Raw genomic sequence first — 15,820 nt, 5'->3', positions numbered from 1 at the left:
CCGCCGCCGCCGGCGCGGCCCGGCCGCGGCCCCGTCGCGGGCCGGTGCGCAGCGAGCCCGAGGTCAGCCCCGGGGTCAGCCCGAGGTCAGCCGCGCCCACCGGCAGGCGTCGGCGAGGGTGGCGACCTCGTGCACGGCCATCCCCTCCGGGGCCTTGCCGGCGGGCACCGACCCGGCGGGCACGACGGCCGCGGTGAAGCCCAGCCGGGCGGCCTCGCTGAGCCGGCGCGGGACGCCGCCGACCGGGCGCACCTCCCCGGCCAGCCCGACCTCGCCGAGGGCGACCAGCCCCGCCGGCAGCGGCCGGTCGAGGGCGGCGCTGGTGACCGCGAGCGCGGCGGCGAGGTCGACGGAGGGCTCGGTGAGCCTGACCCCGCCGACCGTGGCCACGTAGGTGTCGCGGTTGGCGATGGCGACGCCGAGGCGGCGCTGGCAGACCGCGAGCACCATGGCCACCCGGCTCGACTCCAGGCCGCTGGTCACCCGCCGGGCGTTGCCGGGCGTGGTCTCGGCGGCCACGAGGGACTGCAGCTCGGCCAGCAGCGGCCGCCGCCCCTCCAGGGTCACGGTGATGCAGGTGCCCGCGACCGGCTCGGGGGTGCTGGAGACGAACAGGCCGCTGGGGTCGGCCAGGCCCGTGATGCCGTCCTCGCCGAGGTCGAAGCAGCCGACCTCGTCGGTGGGGCCGTAGCGGTTCTTCACCGCCCGCAGCAGCCGCAGCCGGGAGTGCCGCTCGCCCTCGAACTGGCACACGACGTCGACGAGGTGCTCCAGCGTGCGCGGGCCGGCGATGGAGCCGTCCTTGGTGACGTGCCCGACGAGCAGGGTCGCCAGCGCGCGCCGCTTGGCGACGGCGATGAGCGCCCCGGCGACCTCGCGCACCTGCGAGACGCCGCCGGCCGCGCCCTCGACCGCGCCGGAGGCGACGGTCTGCACGGAGTCGACGATGAGCAGGTCCGGGGAGGACTGCTCGACGTGGCCGAGGACCGTCGCCAGGTCCGTCTCGGAGGCCAGCAGCAGCCGCGGGCGCAGCGCGCCGATGCGCTCGGCGCGCAGCCGCACCTGCGCGGCCGACTCCTCGGCCGTCACGTACAGGACGGTGCGGCCGCTGGAGGCCACCCGCGAGGCCGCGTCCAGCAGCAGCGTGGACTTGCCCACACCCGGCTCGCCCGCCATGAGCACCACGGCCCCGGGCACCAGGCCGCCGCCGAGGACGCGGTCGAACTCGTCCACGCCCGTGGGCGCCGCCCGCGCGGCCTCGACGTCGACGTCGGCGATGGGGCGGGCGGGTTCGCGCACCGCGGCCGCGACGGTCGTGCGCACCGGCGTGCTGCCGACCTCCTCGACCGTCCCCCAGGCCTGGCACTCCCCGCAGCGGCCCACCCACTTCGCGGTCGTCCAGCCGCACTCGGCGCAGCGGTAGCCGGGGCGGGCGGTCTTGGCGGTGGTCCTGGTCGGCACGGGCACGACGCTAGGGCCCGGGTACGACACGACCCGCACCCCCGGCGGGGGAGCGGGTCGTGGCGGAGCGGCCGGGCGCCGGCCGGCGGGTCACTGGCCGTAGAGGACCTTCATGGTGGCCATGAGGATGCCGAGGACGGCGAAGACGAAGCTGGGCACGAAGGCGAGGATGGCCGCGCCGATGCTGCCGCTCTTGCGGTACAGCAGGTAGGCGGACAGGACCATGACGAGCGAGCCGGCGAGCGTGAAGCACAGCCCCGTGACGATGAGGCCGCCGGCGGCCGACTCGTAGGGGTCGGCCCCGAGCAGGAGCAGCGGGACGAGCCCGGCGAGGACGAGCCCGACCACCCACACGCCGAGGGCGACGAGGGTGCCGCTGCTCGGCTTGGACCAGCGGACCGGGGCGCGGAAGCGCTGTTCTTCGTGGTGCACCGGCGGGGTGGCGTGCGCGCTCATGGCCCCATCATCCACCGTCCGTGCCCGCTCGTGCGACCCCGGGTGGAGCGCTCGCGCCGCGGGCGGGCCCCGCCCGTGCGCCCGCCCGTGCGCTCGCCCGTGCGCCCGCCCGTGCGCCCGGTCGGGTGAGCGGGGCTGGAGCGGGCGGGTCCGCGCGCCGATCCCCAGGCGTGGACGGACGAGCGACCGCCGGGTGGACCGGCCCCCGCGGCCTGCGGGCGGGGCTGGCGCCCTTCGCCCCCGAGGTGGAGGCCGACTACCGGCGGGCCCGCTCGCTGGCGCGCGCCCGCTGGTTCGTGCCGACGGCGCTGCTGGGCCTGCTGCTCTTCGACGCCTACGCCCTCGTCGACGCGGTGCTGGCCCCCGAGGTGCTCGCCCTCTCCCTGCTGCTGCGCCTGGGGGTCGTCACCCCGGTCGTCCTGCTCGGCCTGCTGCTGCGCGGCGCGCGGCTGCGCGCCCATCCGGGCTCGGGGGTCGACGGCCCGCTCGTCGCGGCCGTCGCGCTGCTGCTCGTCGCCGTCCTGACCCTCGTGCAGCACCGGGCGCCGGACGCGCTCGGCGGCGCCTACTTCGGCGGCGCCTTCGTCGTCGTCGTCTTCTTCACGACGCTCGTGCGCTCCGACGCCCGGCAGGCCGCGCTGGCGCTGGTCTCGCTGCTGGCGGGGTTCGCCTGGGCGCAGAGCGCCCTGGCCGTCGACCCGGTGCCCACCGAGCTCGCCGGGCTGCTGGCCGTCGCCGTCGCGGGGCTGTTCGGCCTGGTGATGGCCGTGCACGTGGAGACCAGCGAGCGCGCCCGCTTCCTGGCCCAGCGCCGCGCCGACGCCCTCGCCCGCGAGCGCGAGCAGCTCATCGAGGCGCTGGCCGCGGCCGCCGAGCGCGACGAGCTGACCGGTGCGCTCAACCGGCGGGGCCTGCTGGGCAGGGTGCCGGCGGGGGAGGCGCCGGTGACCGTCCTCATGGTCGACGTCGACCGCTTCAAGACCTACAACGACCGCTGCGGCCACGTGGCGGGCGACGAGTGCCTGCGCCGCGTGGTGGCGGCGCTCGGCGCGCAGCTGCGGCCGCAGGACGTGCTGGCGCGCGTGGGCGGGGAGGAGTTCGCGGTGCTGCTCGGCGACGCGGCGGACGGCGCGGTGCCCGCCGGGGCCCGTGCCGGGGCCGTCGCCGAGCGGCTGCGCGCGGCGGTGGAGGAGCTGCGGCTGCCGCACCCGGGCCGCCCGGGGTGCCCGGAGGGGACCGGGGTGGTGACCGTCAGCGTCGGCGTGGCGAGCGGTGCGGGCTTCGAGGCCGCCCTGGCCGCCGCCGACGCCGCGCTGTACGCGGCCAAGGCGTCCGGGCGCAACGCGGTCCGGCTGACCGGCGCGGCGCCGGGCGCGGCTCCGGGTGCGGCCCCGGGTGCGCAGGTGCCCGCGTGAGCGCGCCGCGCCGCGACCGGCTGGCGCTGCTGCGCGACCGGCTGCGCGCCGTCGCGGCGCCGCTGGCCGCGCCGAGCTACGAGGTGCTGGCCCGCGAGGCCAGCGACGAGGTCCTCGTGACGACCGCCGACGCGGTCATCACGTTCGCCTCGCCCACCTTCACCTCCCGCTGGGGGCTGGACCGCCGCTGGCTCGTCGGCCGCGACGCCCTGAGCTGGGTGCTGCCGGAGGACCTGCCCGCCGTGCGCGCGCGGCTGGCCGCGGCCGTGCGCGGGCAGGGCCCGGTCGACAGCGAGCACCGCTTCGTCGTGCGCAGCACCGGCGAGGTCCGCTGGGTGCGCGTGCGCTTCAGCGACGCGCTGGGCGTGCCGGGCGTGCGCGGCATCGTCTGGAACTGCCGCGACGTCACCGAGCTGCGCCGCGGCGCGGACGCCCTGCGCCACGCGGCGACCCACGACGCCCTCACCGGCCTGGGCAACCGGCGCGAGCTGCTGCGCCGCGTCGCCGAGGCCGCCGGCGACGCCGCCGCGCTGGGCGTGGTCCTGCTCAACCTCGACGGGTTGAAGGCCGTCAACGACCGGCACGGGCACTCCGGCGGGGACGCCGTCGTGCGCGCCGTCGCCGGCCGCCTCGCCGCGCTCGTCGGCGAGGACGGCCTCCTCACCCGCCTCGACGGCGACGAGTTCGCCGTCCTGCTGCGCGGCGGGCCGCGGCCGGTGGCCGTCGCCGCGGCGGTGCTGGCCGAGCGGGCGCTGGAGCAGGTGCGCCGGCCGGTGCTCGTGGAGGGCCGCGCCGTCGTCGTGACCGCCAGCGCCGGCACCGCCGTCTGCGAGGACCCCGCCGGTGTCCAGGACCCCGCCCGCCGGCTGTTCCGGCAGGCCGACGTGGCCCTGACCGCCGCCAAGGCGGCCGGCGGCGACGTGGGCGTGCCGTTCTCCCAGCGGCTGCTCGACGCCGCCCACGAGCGCGCGGAACTGGCCGCGGACCTGCGCGCGGCGCTGGCCGGGGGCGGCGTGGAGGTCGTCTACCAGCCGCTGGTGGACCTGGCCGACGGGCGGACCGTGGGCTTCGAGGCCCTCGCCCGCTGGCGCCACCCCGACCGCGGCCCGGTGCCGCCGTCGGTGTTCGTGCCGATCGCGGAGGAGAGCGACCTCGTGCTCGACCTCGGCGCGCACGTGCTGACCAGCGCGCTGGCGCAGCTGCGCCGCTGGCGCGAGGGGACCGGCCGCGACGACCTCGAGGTCGGCGTCAACCTCTCCAGCCGCCACCTCGTGCAGCCGGGGCTGGCCGAGCAGGTGCGCCGGGCGCTGGAGGACGCCGGCGTGCCGGCCGCGGCGCTGTGCCTGGAGGTCACCGAGAGCGCCGCGGTGGGCGACCTGGAGGCGGCGCGCTCGGCGCTGCTGGCGCTGCGGGCGCTGGGCGTGCGGACCGCGCTGGACGACTTCGGCACCGGCTACTCGTCGCTGTCGTACCTGCGGCGGCTGCCGGTGGACGTCGTCAAGATCGACAAGTCGTTCGTCGACGACCACACCGAGCCCTCCGGGCGGGCCGTGCTGGCGGGCATCGCCTCGCTCAGCGCGGCCCTGGGGCTGCTGACCGTCGTGGAGGGCATCGAGACCGAGCAGGCCCGCGCGATCGTGCGGGACGCGGGCTGCACGTGGGGGCAGGGGTACCTGTTCGCCCGGCCGATGCCGGCGGACGCGGTCGTGGCGCACCTGCTCGGGCGGGACGGCGAGGGGCCGGGCGAGGGGCCGGGCGAGGGGGCTCAGAAGCCCCGCGAGCGCACGAGCACGGCGTAGTCGACGCTCGTGCCCTCGTGCTCGGCGAGGATCGCGGCGGCCTGGCGCGGGGGGAACTCGATGCGCACGACGGCCTCCAGGTCGGCGCGGGTCTCGAACTCCCAGGCCACCAGCAGGCGCTGCGCGCTCCAGCCGCGCCGGGCGAAGAAGCGGTCCACGGCCAGCTGGTCGTGGCCGGGCAGCGAGCGGGTGAACCAGCGCCCGAAGGTGGACGCGGTGGCGTCGTTGTCGACGACGAAGGCGGTGCCGCCGCGGCGCACCACGCGCTCCAGCTCGGCCAGGCCCGGCTCGCAGCCGGGCCCGAAGAAGTAGGCCCACCGGGCGTGCACGACGTCGACGCTCGCGTCCGGCAGGGGCAGCGCGGCGGCCGCCCCGTGCAGCACCCGGACCCGCTCGCGCACGGCGGGCTCCAGGCCGCGCACGCGCTCCAGCGCCCGCCGCAGCAGCGGCGGGTGCGGTTCGACGCCGGTGACCGAGCGGGCGTCGGCCGCGAAGCGGGGCAGGTGGAAGCCGGTGCCGCAGCCGACGTCGAGGACGTCCTGGCCGGCCCAGTCGCGCACGGCGCGCATCGCGGCCTCGATGCGCCCGCCGCGGTCGACGGCGAGGTTCTCCAGCTCGTAGACGTCGGGGGAGTTCCACACGTTGGGGCTGGGCACCACCCCGGGCAGCTGCGTCACGGCTGCGCGCGGCGGGCCCGGTCGGCGGGGTGCACCGTCAGCGGCAGCAGCCGGCGGTGGGCCGTGGTGGGCCCGGCGGCGGTGCGGGTGCGGGCCAGCAGCGACTCGCAGTGGCGGGCGAGCTCCTCGAAGGCGGGGGAGCCGATCATCTCGCGCAGCTCGTTCTCCATGCTGCGGAACAGCGGCCGGCTGCCGACGTGGGCGGCGGGGTTGCCCGTGCAGTACCAGTCCAGGTCGTGCCCGCCCTCGCCCCAGCCGCGGCGGTCGTACTCGGCGATGCTCACCTCCAGGTAGCTGCTGCCGTCGCCGCGCTCGACGGTGCGGTAGGAGCGCTTCAGCGGCAGCTGCCAGCACACGTCGGGCTTGTACGCCAGCGGGTCCACGCCGTCCTGCAGCGCCTGCAGGTGCAGCGCGCAGCCGGCGCCCGCGGGGAAGCCGGGGCGGTTGGCGAAGATGCAGCCCCCCTCGTGCACGCGGGTCTTGCGGGCGCCGTCCTCGACCTCGGTCCAGCCGCCGCGCTCGGGGCGGCCCTCCTCGAGGAACTGCCAGGTGCCCGGGCCGAGGGTGGCCACGACCCGCGCCACGCGCTCCTCGTCGGCGTCCTCGGTGAAGTGCGCGCCCAGGGTGCAGCAGCCGACGTCGGGGGCGTCGGCGTAGATGCCGGGGCAGCCGTTGCCGAAGATGCACGTGTAGTCGCTGGTCAGCCACGTCAGGTCGACGCGGTAGACGGTGTCCGGCTGGTGCCCGGGCCCCGCGCCGGCGTCGGCCGCGGCCGCGTCCTCGGGGTCGGGGAACTCCAGCCACAGCCGGGCGCTGTCCAGCGGGGTCTCGACGCTCACCGAGGAAGGGTACGCGGCGTGCGGGGGCGCCCCCGGCGTCCAGTACGGTCGCCGGATGCGTCTCGGCGTGCTCGACGTGGGCTCCAACACCATCCACCTCCTCGTGGTCGACGCCCACCCCGGGGCGCAGCCGCTGGCGGCCACCTCGACCCGCCGGCTGCTGCGGCTGGCCGAGCACCTCGACGCCGACGGGGCGATCGACCCCTCGGGCGTGGAGGCGCTCACCGACGCCGTGGCCGCCGCGGCCGCCGCGGCCGAGGACGCCGGCGCCGAGCAGGTGCTCGCCTTCGCCACCTCCGCCGTGCGCGAGGCCGTCAACGGCGAGCAGGTGCTCGACCACGTCGAGCGGGCCACCGGGGTGCGCCTGCAGGTGCTGCCCGGCACCGCCGAGGCCGACCTCACCTTCCTGGCCGTGCGCCGCTGGTTCGGCTGGTCGGCCGGGCGGCTGCTCGTGCTCGACATCGGCGGCGGCTCGCTGGAGGTCGCGGCGGGCCTGGACGAGGTGCCGGACGTGTCGTTCTCGCTGCCGCTGGGCGCCGGGCGCCTCACGCGCGACCGGCTGCCGGGCGACCCGCCCGCGCCGGAGGCCGTGCGCGAGGTGCGCCGCTACGTGCGCCAGCAGATCGCCTCCCGCGTGCGCGAGGTCACGCGCGCGGGCACCCCCGACCGCGTCGTGGTCACGAGCAAGACCTTCCGCAGCCTGGCCCGCCTGTGCGGTGCGGCGCCCAGCGACCAGGGCCCGGCGGTGCGCCGCGAGCTGCGGCTGGCCGACCTGGCGCCGTGGGTGCCGCGGCTGGCGGAGATGAAGCTCAAGCGGCGCTGCGAGCTGGAGGGCGTCAGCGCCGAGCGCGCACCGCAGCTGCTGGCCGGCGCGCTCGTGGCCGAGGCCGCCTTCGAGCTGCTGGGCGTGCAGGAGGCGCTGGTGTGCCCGTGGGCGCTGCGCGAGGGGATCATCCTGCGCCGCCTCGACGCGATCGGCGCCGACGCCCGCCTGCTGGACGGCGCCGGGGCCGGGGCCCTCTAGCGTGGTCGTCGTGGACGGGCCGCGAGCGGACCCCGCGCCCATCCGGGTCGGGCTGTCGACGACGTGCTCCTACCCGGAGTCCACGACGGCGGCGTTCGAGATCGCCGCCCGCCTGGGCTACGACGGCGTCGAGGTCCTCGTGTGGACCGACCCGGTCAGCCAGGACGGCGCCGCGCTGCAGCGCCTCGTGGACCACTTCGCCGTGCCCGTGCTGTCGGTGCACGCCCCCACGCTGCTGCTCACCCAGCGCACCTGGGGGCGGGGGGACCCGTGGGGCAAGCTGGAGCGCTCGGCCGAGCTGGCCGCCTCGCTGGGCGCGGGCACGGTCGTCGTGCACCCCCCGTTCCGCTGGCAGCGCGAGTACGCGTCGGGTTTCGTGGCGGGCGTGCAGCGGCTGGAGGAGCGCACGGGGGTCGTGCTGGCGGTGGAGAACATGTTCCCCTGGCGGGCGCGCGGGCGGGAGGTCGTGGCGTACGCGCCGGGCTGGGACCCCGCGGACGTCGGCTACCGCCACCTGACGCTGGACTACTCCCACGCCGCGACGAGCGGTCAGGACTGCCTGCAGCTGACCCGCGCGTTCGGCGAGCGCCTGGCCCACGTGCACCTGTGCGACGGGTCGGGCTCGGTCAAGGACGAGCACCTGGTGCCCGGCGAGGGGGCGCAGCCGGTCGCGGCCGCGCTGGCCGAGCTGGTGCGCAGCGGTTTCGGAGGGACGGTGGTGGCAGAGGTGAACACCCGCAGAGCCCGCGGGCGGGCGGCGCGCGAGGAGCTGCTGGCCCGCACGCTGGAGTTCGCGCGCACGCACCTGGCGCCCGCGCGGGTGACCCGGTGAGCGCGGTGGGCGGCGCGCCGCGGCGCCTGGCGCTCGTGGGCGCCGGGGTCATGGGCCAGACGCTGCTGGGCGGTCTGCTGCGCGCCGGCCGCGACCCGGGCGGGGTGCTCGTGGTCGACCGGCGCGCCGGCCGCGGGCGCGAGCTGCACGAGCGCTTCGGCGTCGGCGTCGTCGACGACGTGGCGGCGGTGGCCGGGGCGGACGTGGTCGTGCTCGCCGTCAAGCCGCAGGACCTCGGCGACCTGCTGGACTCCCTGGCCCCGCACCTGGCGCCGGGCGCCCTCGTGGTCTCGCTGGCCGCGGGCGTGACGACCGCGGCCGTGGAGGCGAGGCTGGCGCCGGGCACGGCCGTCGTGCGGGTGATGCCGAACACGCCGTCGCTGGTCGACGAGGGCATGGCGGCGCTGGCGGCCGGTGCGGCGTGCGGCGACGAGCACCTCGCCGAGGCCGAGGACCTGCTGCGCTCGTGCGGGCGCACGGTCGTGCTCGCGGAGAAGCACCTGGACGCGGTGACGGCGCTGTCCGGCTCCGGCCCGGCCTACGTCTTCTACGTCGTGGAGGCCATGGTGGAGGCGGGGGTGCTGCTGGGGCTGCCGCGGGCGGTCGCCACCGAGCTCGTCGTGCAGACCGTCGTGGGCGCGGGGGCGATGCTGCGCGAGACGGGGCAGCACCCGACGGTGCTGCGCGAGCAGGTGACCTCCCCGGCGGGCACGACGGCCGCGGCGCTGCGCCAGCTGGACGAGTCCGGGGTGCGGGCCGCGCTGGTGGCCGCGGTCGAGGCCGCGGCGGCCCGCTCGAAGCAGCTGTCGGGGGGCTGAGGTGGACGAGCAGGTGCAGGACGAGCAGGTGCAGGACGTGGCGCAGGACGTGGTGCGGGTGGTGTGGGACCCGGCCTTCAACGGCTACGACTTCGGCCGCTGGCACCCGATGGCCCCCATCCGGCTGGACCTGACGGCCCGGCTGTGCGAGCAGCTGGGGCTGTTCGAGCGCCCGGGGGTGCGCGTGGTCTCGGCGGAACCCGCCGACGACGAGCTGCTGACGAGCGTGCACGACGAGGACTACGTGCGGGCCGTGCAGGCGGCCTCGGCGGACCCGCGCCAGGCGCAGGAGGTCTTCGGCCTGGGCACCGAGGACGACCCGGCCTTCCCGGGCATGCACGAGGCCGCGGCCCGCATCGTCGGCGGCTCGGTGGACCTGGGCCGCGCGCTGGTCGCGGGCCGCACCCTGCACGGGGTGAACTTCTGCGGCGGCATGCACCACGCCAAGCCGGGCTGCGCGAGCGGCTTCTGCGTCTACAACGACGCGGCGGCGGCGATCGTGGCGATGCTGCGCGACGGCGCCGAGCGGGTGGCCTACGTCGACCTGGACTGCCACCACGGCGACGGCACCGAGGCGGTGTTCTGGGACGACCCGCGGGTGCTGACGGTGAGCGTCCACGAGTCGGGGACGACGCTGTTCCCCGGCACGGGGTTCGCCGACGAGCTGGGGGGTGCCGGGGCGCTGGGCTCCGCGGTGAACCTGGCGCTGCCGGCGGGCACGGGGGACGCGGGCTGGCTGCGGGCGGTGCACGCGGTCGTGCCGCAGCTGGTGGGCGCCTTCCGGCCGGACGTGCTGGTGACCCAGCACGGGTGCGACACCCACGCGCTGGACCCGCTGGGGCACCTGGTGGTGTCGGTGGACGCGCAGCGCGCGGCGGCCTCGTCGATGCACGCGCTGGCGCACTCGGCCGCCGGGGGGCGCTGGCTGGCGCTGGGCGGCGGGGGCTACGAGGTCGTCGACGTCGTGCCGCGGACCTGGGCGCACCTGGTGGCGGAGGCCTCGCAGCAGCCGCTGCCGCCGCAGACGCCGCTGCCGGAGCCGTGGCGCCGCCACGTGCTGGAGGTCCTGGGCCGGGAGGCCCCGCGGACGATGACGGACGGTGCCCAGGTGGCGTTCGCGGGCTGGGACTCCGGCTACGACCCGGGGGACGCGGTGGACCGCGCGATCCTGGCGACGCGGCGCGCGGCCTTCCCGCTGCACGGCCTGGACCCCGACTTCGACTGAGCGGGACGTGCGGTCCTGAACCTTTTTACCGAGCGTCATCGCTGGTCACGGGGCGTTTAGGTCACGCTCCGTGACTTGGTGGACACGGAGATCTTCCACGCACGTCACACCTGCCCCTACAGTGGTGGCTGACCGCGCCCCCACCGGGCCGTCCGCGGGGGACGGCGCACCGCTGGCGCGCGAGGTGAAGGGTGCTGTGGGGATGCCTGAGGACCGCCCGCTGTCCGAGGTCCGGTTCCTGACCGTGGCCGAGGTCGCGTCGATGATGCGCGTGTCGAAGATGACGGTGTACCGCTTGGTGCACAACGGCGACCTGCCCGCGGTGCGGGTCGGCCGCTCCTTCCGGGTGCCCGAGGACGCCGTCCACGAGTACCTGCGCCAGTCCTACATCGACACCGCGTGAGAGCGCACGCCGCCACGCCGGGGCGGCCGGCGGGCCCCGGTGCGGCGCCGGCCGGGGCACCCGTGCGGGCGCACCGGCCGGTGGTGGGACGACGCGGCGCCCGCGCGGGCCGGTAGACTCCAGGACGGTCTGCCGCGCGAGCGGCACGCCGGCTGCGGCCGGCACCCGCCGGCACCAGCCGGCACGAGTCGACACGTCGAGTGAGCGAGGACCCCTTGGGCTCTGTGATCAAGAAGCGGCGCAAGCGCATGGCGAAGAAGAAGCACCGCAAGCTGCTCCGCCGCACGCGCCACCAGCGCCGCAACAAGAAGTGAGCTGACTGCAGCCACCGCGCGGGCGGGCTCCCCACCGGGGGGCCCGCCCGTTCGCGCGTCCGGGCCGGACCCGACCGGGCCGGGTCAGCGGCCGCGGCGCACCAGGCCGGCGAGCACGAAGGCCCCCGCGCCCAGGGCGCCCGCCGCGCCCAGCCGCCGCGTCCAGCGCACGGCGTGCTGCCAGGTGCGGAACTCCAGCACCGGCCAGCCGTGCGCCGCGGCGTGCCGGCGCAGCGCGCGGTCGGGGTTCACCGCGACGGCGTGGCCCACCATCGACAGCAGCGGCAGGTCGTTGGCGGAGTCGGAGTAGGCCGCGCAGCGGGCGAGGTCCCAGCCCGAGGCGCGCGCCAGCGCGGCCACGGCCTCGGCCTTGGCCGGCCCGTGCAGCGGCTCGCCGATCAGGCGGCCGGTGTAGACCCCGTCGACCGACTCCGCCACGGTGCCCAGGGCTCCGGTGAACCCCAGGCGGCGGGCCACGACGTCGGCCAGCTCGACGGGGGCGGCGGTCACCAGCCACACCGGTGCGCCCGCCGCGAGGTGGCCGCGGGCCAGCGCCTGCGCGCCCGGGCGCACCTTGGCCTCGACGTGCTCGTCGTAGACCTCCTCGCCGATGCCGCGGATCTCGGCCGTGGTGTGCCCGGCGACGAAGGCGAGCGCGAGCTCGCGGACCTCCACGAGGTGGCCGTGGACCTCCCCGCGCAGCGCGTAGTGCACGGCGCGCCGGGTGAAGCCCTGCAGCTCGCGGCGGGAGAAGAACCCGCGCGCGGCCAGCCCCCGGGCGAAGTAGAACAGCGAGGCGCCGCGCACCACCGTGTTGTCGAGGTCGAAGAACGCGGCCTCGACGTCGGGGGGCATGCCGGTCATCGTAAGCACGCGGGTGCGCTGCGCAGCCGACGGCGGAGGAGCGGGCGGAGGAGCGGTGGGGGAGCGCGTGGAGGAGCAGCGGGTGGGCGGGACGGGCCGGGAGCGCCTCGTGCTGGTCTCGCGGGTGGGCTGCCACCTGTGCGAGCAGGGCCGCGAGGTCGTGCGCGAGGTGGCCGAGCGGACCGGCACCGCCTGGGCGGAGGTCGACGTCGACGCGGACCCGGACCTGCTGCGCCGCTTCTCCGACCGGGTGCCCGTGGTGCTCGTCGACGGCGCCGAGCGCGACTTCGGCCGCCTCGACGGGCAGCGGCTGCAGGACGCGCTGGCCGGGCGGCGCTGGTGGCGGCGCCGCGGCCGGGGCGCGGGCGGCGGCGCGGGGTGAGCGCTGCGTGAGCGCTGCGGGCGCGGGCGAGACCCTCGTCACGCCGACGGCGCACGACTTTGTGCATGGGTTCACAAGAGCCTAGGCTGCTGGACGCACGACCAGCGGCCCGGGGGTGCCCGGGCCGGGAGAACGCGTACGAGGGTGCGGGTCTGACCGCTGTGGACGAGGACGAGGTGGGGACGGTCGACGTCCCCGAAGCGACCGTGGCCAGGTTGCCGCAGTACCTGAGGGCCCTGTCGGCGTTCGCCGACGGAGGGTTGCGCACGGTCTCCTCGGAGGCGCTGGCGGAGGCCGCCGGCGTCGGCTCCGCGAAGCTGCGCAAGGACCTGTCCCACCTGGGCAGCTACGGCACCCGGGGCGTGGGCTACGACGTGGAGCAGCTGCGTCGACAGATCGCCGACAGGCTGGGGCAGACCACGAGCTGGAACGTCGTCATCGTCGGCATCGGCAACCTCGGGCACGCCCTCGCCGGCTACGGCGGCTTCGCCTCCCGCGGCTTCCGCGTCGTGGGCCTCTTCGACGACGGCCCGCAGGTGGTCGGCGAGGTCGTCAGCGGCCTGCCGGTGCGCCCGCTGGAGGAGCTCGGCGAGGTCCTGCGCCCGGACGAGCCGACCATCGGGGTGCTGGCCGTGCCCGCCGAGCACGCCCAGGACGTCTGCGACCGCCTCGTGGCCGCCGGCGTGACCAGCGTCCTCAACTTCGCCCCGACCGTGCTGCGCGTGCCCGCCGGGGTCGACGTGCGCAAGGTCGACCTCGCCTCGGAGCTCCAGATCCTCGCCTTCCACGCCCAGCGCAAGGCCACCCGCGCGGTGGCGCCCCTGCCGGCCCCCGCCGCGCCCGCCGCGGCGCCGCTGCCGGTGCACCCCCTCGACGGGGTCCGCCCGCGGGTCGGGGAGGTGGTCTGAGTGGCGCTGCTCGTCGTGGGCCTGTCCCACCGCACCGCCTCCCTGGACGTCCTGGAGCGCGCCTCGCTGGACGCGGCGGCCGCGCGCGGGGTCGTCGCCGACCTGACCGCCTCTGCGCACGTGGAGGAGGCCTTCGCGCTGTCCACCTGCAACCGCGTCGAGCTGTACTGCGAGGTCACCCGCTTCCACGGCGGCGTCGCCGACGTCGGCGACGTGCTGTGCCGGCGCATCGGGCTGGGCGTCGAGGAGCTCGGCGAGCAGATGTACGTGCACTACGAGGACGCCGGCGTGGAGCACCTCTTCCGCGTCGCCTGCGGCCTGGACTCGATGGCCGTCGGCGAGAGCCAGATCCTCGGCCAGCTGCGCGGCGCCCTGCACGACCTGCACGAGCGCGGCCGCACCGGCAGCCCGCTGGACCGGCTGCTGCAGACCGCGCTGCGGGTGGGCAAGCGGGCGCACTCGGAGACCGGCCTGGACGCCGCCGGCGCCTCGCTCGTGGACGCCACCACCGCGCGCGCCGAGGGCGTCCTCGGGCCGCTGCCGGGCCGGCGCGCCCTCGTGGTCGGCGCCGGGGCCATGAGCGCCCTCGTCGCCACGACGCTGGCGCGCGCGGGGCTGGACGTCGTCGTCGCCAACCGCACCCCCGAGCGCGCGCAGCGGCTGGCCGGCGCCGTCGGCGGGCGGGCGGTGGGCCTGGACACCCTGCGCGCCGAGGTGGCCGCGGCCGACCTCGTCGTCAGCTGCACGGGGGCGGTCGGGCACGTGCTCGACGTCGCCACCGTCGCCAGCGCGCTGCTGGACCGCCCGCAGCGCCCGCTGGTGCTGGCCGACCTGGCGCTGCCGCGCGACATCGCCCCCGACGTGGCGACCCTGCCCGGCGCGCACCTGGTCGACCTGGAGGGCCTGGGGGCCGACCTCGCCAGCTCCGCCGTCGCCGAGGACCTGCGCTCGGTGCGGGCCATCGTCGCCGAGGAGGTCGCCGCGCACGCCGCCTCGCTGCGCGCCGCCGACGTCGCCCCGACGGTCGTGGCGCTGCGCGCCCAGGCCCGCCACGTCGTGGACACCGAGATGCGCCGCCTGGCCGGCCGGGTGGACCTCGACGAGACCACCCGCGCCGAGGTGGACCGCGCGGTGCACCGCATCGTGGAGAAGCTGCTGCACACCCCGACGGTGCGGGTGAAGGAGCTCGCCGAGTCCCCCGGCGGGGTCGGCTACGCGGCCGCCCTGCGCGCCCTGTTCGACCTGGAGGTCGGCGCGCCCGGCCGCTCCGCCCTGCCCGGTGACGCGCCGCTGTCCGGCACCGTCGCCGAGGCCGTCGGGCGCCTGCCGTGAGGGCGCTGCGCCTGGGCACCCGCCGCAGCGCCCTGGCCACCACCCAGAGCCGGTGGGTCGCCGACCTGCTGCGCCGCGGCGGGCGCGAGGTCGAGCTCGTGGAGATCACCACCCACGGCGACGTCTCGCGCGCCCCGCTGGCCACCATCGGCGGCACGGGCGTGTTCGTCTCCGCGCTGCGCGAGGCGCTCGTGGCCGGCGGCGTCGACCTGGCGGTGCACTCGCTGAAGGACCTGCCGACCTCGCCGGCCGACGGCCTCGCGCTGGCCGCGGTGCCCGCGCGCGAGGACCCCCGCGACGTGCTCGTGGCCTCCGGCGGGCGCACCCTGGCGCAGCTGCCCGCCGGTGCCCGCGTCGGCACCGGCTCACCGCGCCGGCGCGCGCTGCTGCAGGCGCTGCGCCCGGACCTGCAGGTCGTGGCCGTGCGCGGCAACATCGACACCCGCATCGGCTTCGCCGCCTCCGGCGAGCTGGACGCCGTCGTGCTGGCCGCCGCGGGGCTGGCGCGCATCGGCCGCCTCGAGGAGGCCACCGAGGTCTTCGACGCCGACGTCTTCGTGCCCGCACCGGGCCAGGGGGCGCTGGCCGTGGAGTGCCGCGCCGACGACGCCGAGGTGGTCGCCGCCCTGGCGGCCCTGGACTCGCCCGCGGACCGGCTGGCCGTCGCCGCCGAGCGGCAGGTCCTCTCCGGCCTGGAGGCCGGCTGCTCGGCCCCGGTGGGCGCGCACGCGCGCGCGCTGGAGGGCGAGCTGGACCTGCGGGTCGCCGTGCAGGCGCCCTCGGGCGAGCTCGTGCGCCGCGCGGTGCGCGCCCCCGCCGCCGACGAGGGGGCGGCGCGCGAGCTCGGCGCCGCCGTCGCGGCCGACCTGCTGGCCGCGGTCTTCGGCGGCCGCAGCCCCCGCACTCCCGCCGCCGTCGGCGGCGGCGCCCAGGACCACCCCCAGGACCGTCCGGACGACGGTCCACGTCCCGACTCGGAGAGTGGCTCGTGAGCACGACGACGAACAGCCCTGTGGTCGACGCGTCGGTGGACGCGGCGATCGACGCGCCCCAGGTCGACGTCCTGGCGGA

At 77.5% G+C, this 15,820-nt stretch carries 17 protein-coding genes; 12 read left to right on the top strand and 5 right to left on the bottom strand.

The window, feature by feature from the left end:
• Positions 1–75: 75 nt before the first annotated feature.
• Together radA and ACRYM2_RS08260 are read right to left on the bottom strand one after the other, a co-directional pair.
• The gene (gene radA, locus ACRYM2_RS08265) at positions 76–1,461 is read right to left on the bottom strand and encodes a DNA repair protein RadA (protein WP_432521390.1); all 1,386 of its coding nucleotides are present in this window, start codon (positions 1,459–1,461) and stop codon (positions 76–78) included.
• Between the two features lie 90 nt (positions 1,462–1,551).
• On the bottom strand, positions 1,552–1,917 hold the full coding sequence (locus ACRYM2_RS08260) for a hypothetical protein (protein WP_432521388.1): 366 nt from the start codon (positions 1,915–1,917) through the stop codon (positions 1,552–1,554).
• Between the two features lie 170 nt (positions 1,918–2,087).
• Between ACRYM2_RS08260 and ACRYM2_RS08255 the strand changes: the two genes are divergently transcribed.
• Both ACRYM2_RS08255 and ACRYM2_RS08250 read left to right on the top strand, forming a co-directional pair.
• Complete coding sequence (locus tag ACRYM2_RS08255) at positions 2,088–3,332, top strand: GGDEF domain-containing protein (RefSeq protein WP_432521386.1); 1,245 nt, start codon at positions 2,088–2,090, stop codon at positions 3,330–3,332.
• On the top strand, positions 3,329–5,131 hold the full coding sequence (locus tag ACRYM2_RS08250; protein WP_432521385.1) for a putative bifunctional diguanylate cyclase/phosphodiesterase: 1,803 nt from the start codon (positions 3,329–3,331) through the stop codon (positions 5,129–5,131). Before ACRYM2_RS08255 ends, ACRYM2_RS08250 begins: the two co-directional genes overlap by 4 nt.
• Here ACRYM2_RS08250 and ACRYM2_RS08245 read toward each other — a convergent pair.
• Positions 5,098–5,799: a class I SAM-dependent methyltransferase gene (locus tag ACRYM2_RS08245; RefSeq protein ID WP_432521419.1), complete on the bottom strand. Its 702-nt coding sequence runs from the start codon at positions 5,797–5,799 to the stop codon at positions 5,098–5,100. The genes ACRYM2_RS08250 and ACRYM2_RS08245 overlap by 34 nt on opposite strands.
• A gap of 5 nt (positions 5,800–5,804) precedes the next feature.
• The gene (locus ACRYM2_RS08240; protein WP_432521383.1) at positions 5,805–6,647 is read right to left on the bottom strand and encodes a DUF3109 family protein; all 843 of its coding nucleotides are present in this window, start codon (positions 6,645–6,647) and stop codon (positions 5,805–5,807) included.
• Between the two features lie 55 nt (positions 6,648–6,702).
• On the opposite strand from ACRYM2_RS08240, the gene ACRYM2_RS08235 reads away from it, so the two are divergent.
• The 6 genes from ACRYM2_RS08235 (at position 6,703) to ACRYM2_RS08210 (ending at position 11,263) form a co-directional block, all read left to right on the top strand.
• Positions 6,703–7,671, top strand: coding sequence for a Ppx/GppA phosphatase family protein (locus tag ACRYM2_RS08235; protein WP_432521382.1), 969 nt, complete (start codon positions 6,703–6,705; stop codon positions 7,669–7,671).
• A 1-nt stretch (position 7,672) separates the two neighbouring features.
• Positions 7,673–8,503: a sugar phosphate isomerase/epimerase family protein gene (locus tag ACRYM2_RS08230; protein ID WP_432521381.1), complete on the top strand. Its 831-nt coding sequence runs from the start codon at positions 7,673–7,675 to the stop codon at positions 8,501–8,503.
• A gap of 50 nt (positions 8,504–8,553) precedes the next feature.
• The gene (gene proC / locus ACRYM2_RS08225) at positions 8,554–9,321 is read left to right on the top strand and encodes a pyrroline-5-carboxylate reductase (protein ID WP_432521418.1); all 768 of its coding nucleotides are present in this window, start codon (positions 8,554–8,556) and stop codon (positions 9,319–9,321) included.
• A 109-nt stretch (positions 9,322–9,430) separates the two neighbouring features.
• Complete coding sequence (locus ACRYM2_RS08220) at positions 9,431–10,546, top strand: acetoin utilization protein AcuC (protein ID WP_432521417.1); 1,116 nt, start codon at positions 9,431–9,433, stop codon at positions 10,544–10,546.
• Positions 10,547–10,748: 202 nt separating this feature from the next.
• Positions 10,749–10,949, top strand: a complete 201-nt coding sequence (locus ACRYM2_RS08215) for a helix-turn-helix domain-containing protein (RefSeq protein ID WP_166617889.1) — start codon at positions 10,749–10,751, stop codon at positions 10,947–10,949.
• Between the two features lie 215 nt (positions 10,950–11,164).
• Positions 11,165–11,263: a 30S ribosomal protein bS22 gene (locus ACRYM2_RS08210; RefSeq protein ID WP_012085056.1), complete on the top strand. Its 99-nt coding sequence runs from the start codon at positions 11,165–11,167 to the stop codon at positions 11,261–11,263.
• A gap of 84 nt (positions 11,264–11,347) precedes the next feature.
• Here the strand turns inward: ACRYM2_RS08210 and ACRYM2_RS08205 are convergent, their stop codons facing one another.
• A complete protein-coding gene (locus ACRYM2_RS08205) occupies positions 11,348–12,127 on the bottom strand; it encodes an HAD family hydrolase (RefSeq protein ID WP_432521380.1) in 780 nt (259 codons plus the stop codon).
• Between the two features lie 55 nt (positions 12,128–12,182).
• Between ACRYM2_RS08205 and ACRYM2_RS08200 the strand changes: the two genes are divergently transcribed.
• The 4 genes from ACRYM2_RS08200 to hemC all read left to right on the top strand — a co-directional run bounded on the left by ACRYM2_RS08200 (position 12,183) and on the right by hemC (position 15,741).
• Entirely contained in the window at positions 12,183–12,509 is a 327-nt protein-coding gene (locus ACRYM2_RS08200; RefSeq protein ID WP_432521378.1) for a glutaredoxin family protein, read from the top strand.
• Between the two features lie 161 nt (positions 12,510–12,670).
• Positions 12,671–13,417 carry a redox-sensing transcriptional repressor Rex gene (locus tag ACRYM2_RS08195; RefSeq protein ID WP_432521376.1) on the top strand — a complete coding sequence of 249 codons (747 nt, stop codon included), beginning with the start codon at positions 12,671–12,673 and terminating at the stop codon, positions 13,415–13,417.
• Complete coding sequence (locus ACRYM2_RS08190) at positions 13,418–14,749, top strand: glutamyl-tRNA reductase (RefSeq protein ID WP_432521375.1); 1,332 nt, start codon at positions 13,418–13,420, stop codon at positions 14,747–14,749.
• On the top strand, positions 14,746–15,741 hold the full coding sequence (gene hemC, locus ACRYM2_RS08185; protein WP_432521374.1) for a hydroxymethylbilane synthase: 996 nt from the start codon (positions 14,746–14,748) through the stop codon (positions 15,739–15,741). The genes ACRYM2_RS08190 and hemC overlap by 4 nt, the downstream gene beginning before the upstream one ends.
• Positions 15,742–15,820: the final 79 nt, after the last annotated feature.

It is taken from the genome of Kineococcus aridisoli, from assembly GCF_050871885.1.
Lineage (GTDB): Bacteria > Actinomycetota > Actinomycetes > Actinomycetales > Kineococcaceae > Kineococcus.
Note: the sequence above shows the minus strand (reverse complement) of the source record. Positions and strands in the feature narration are given on the sequence as shown.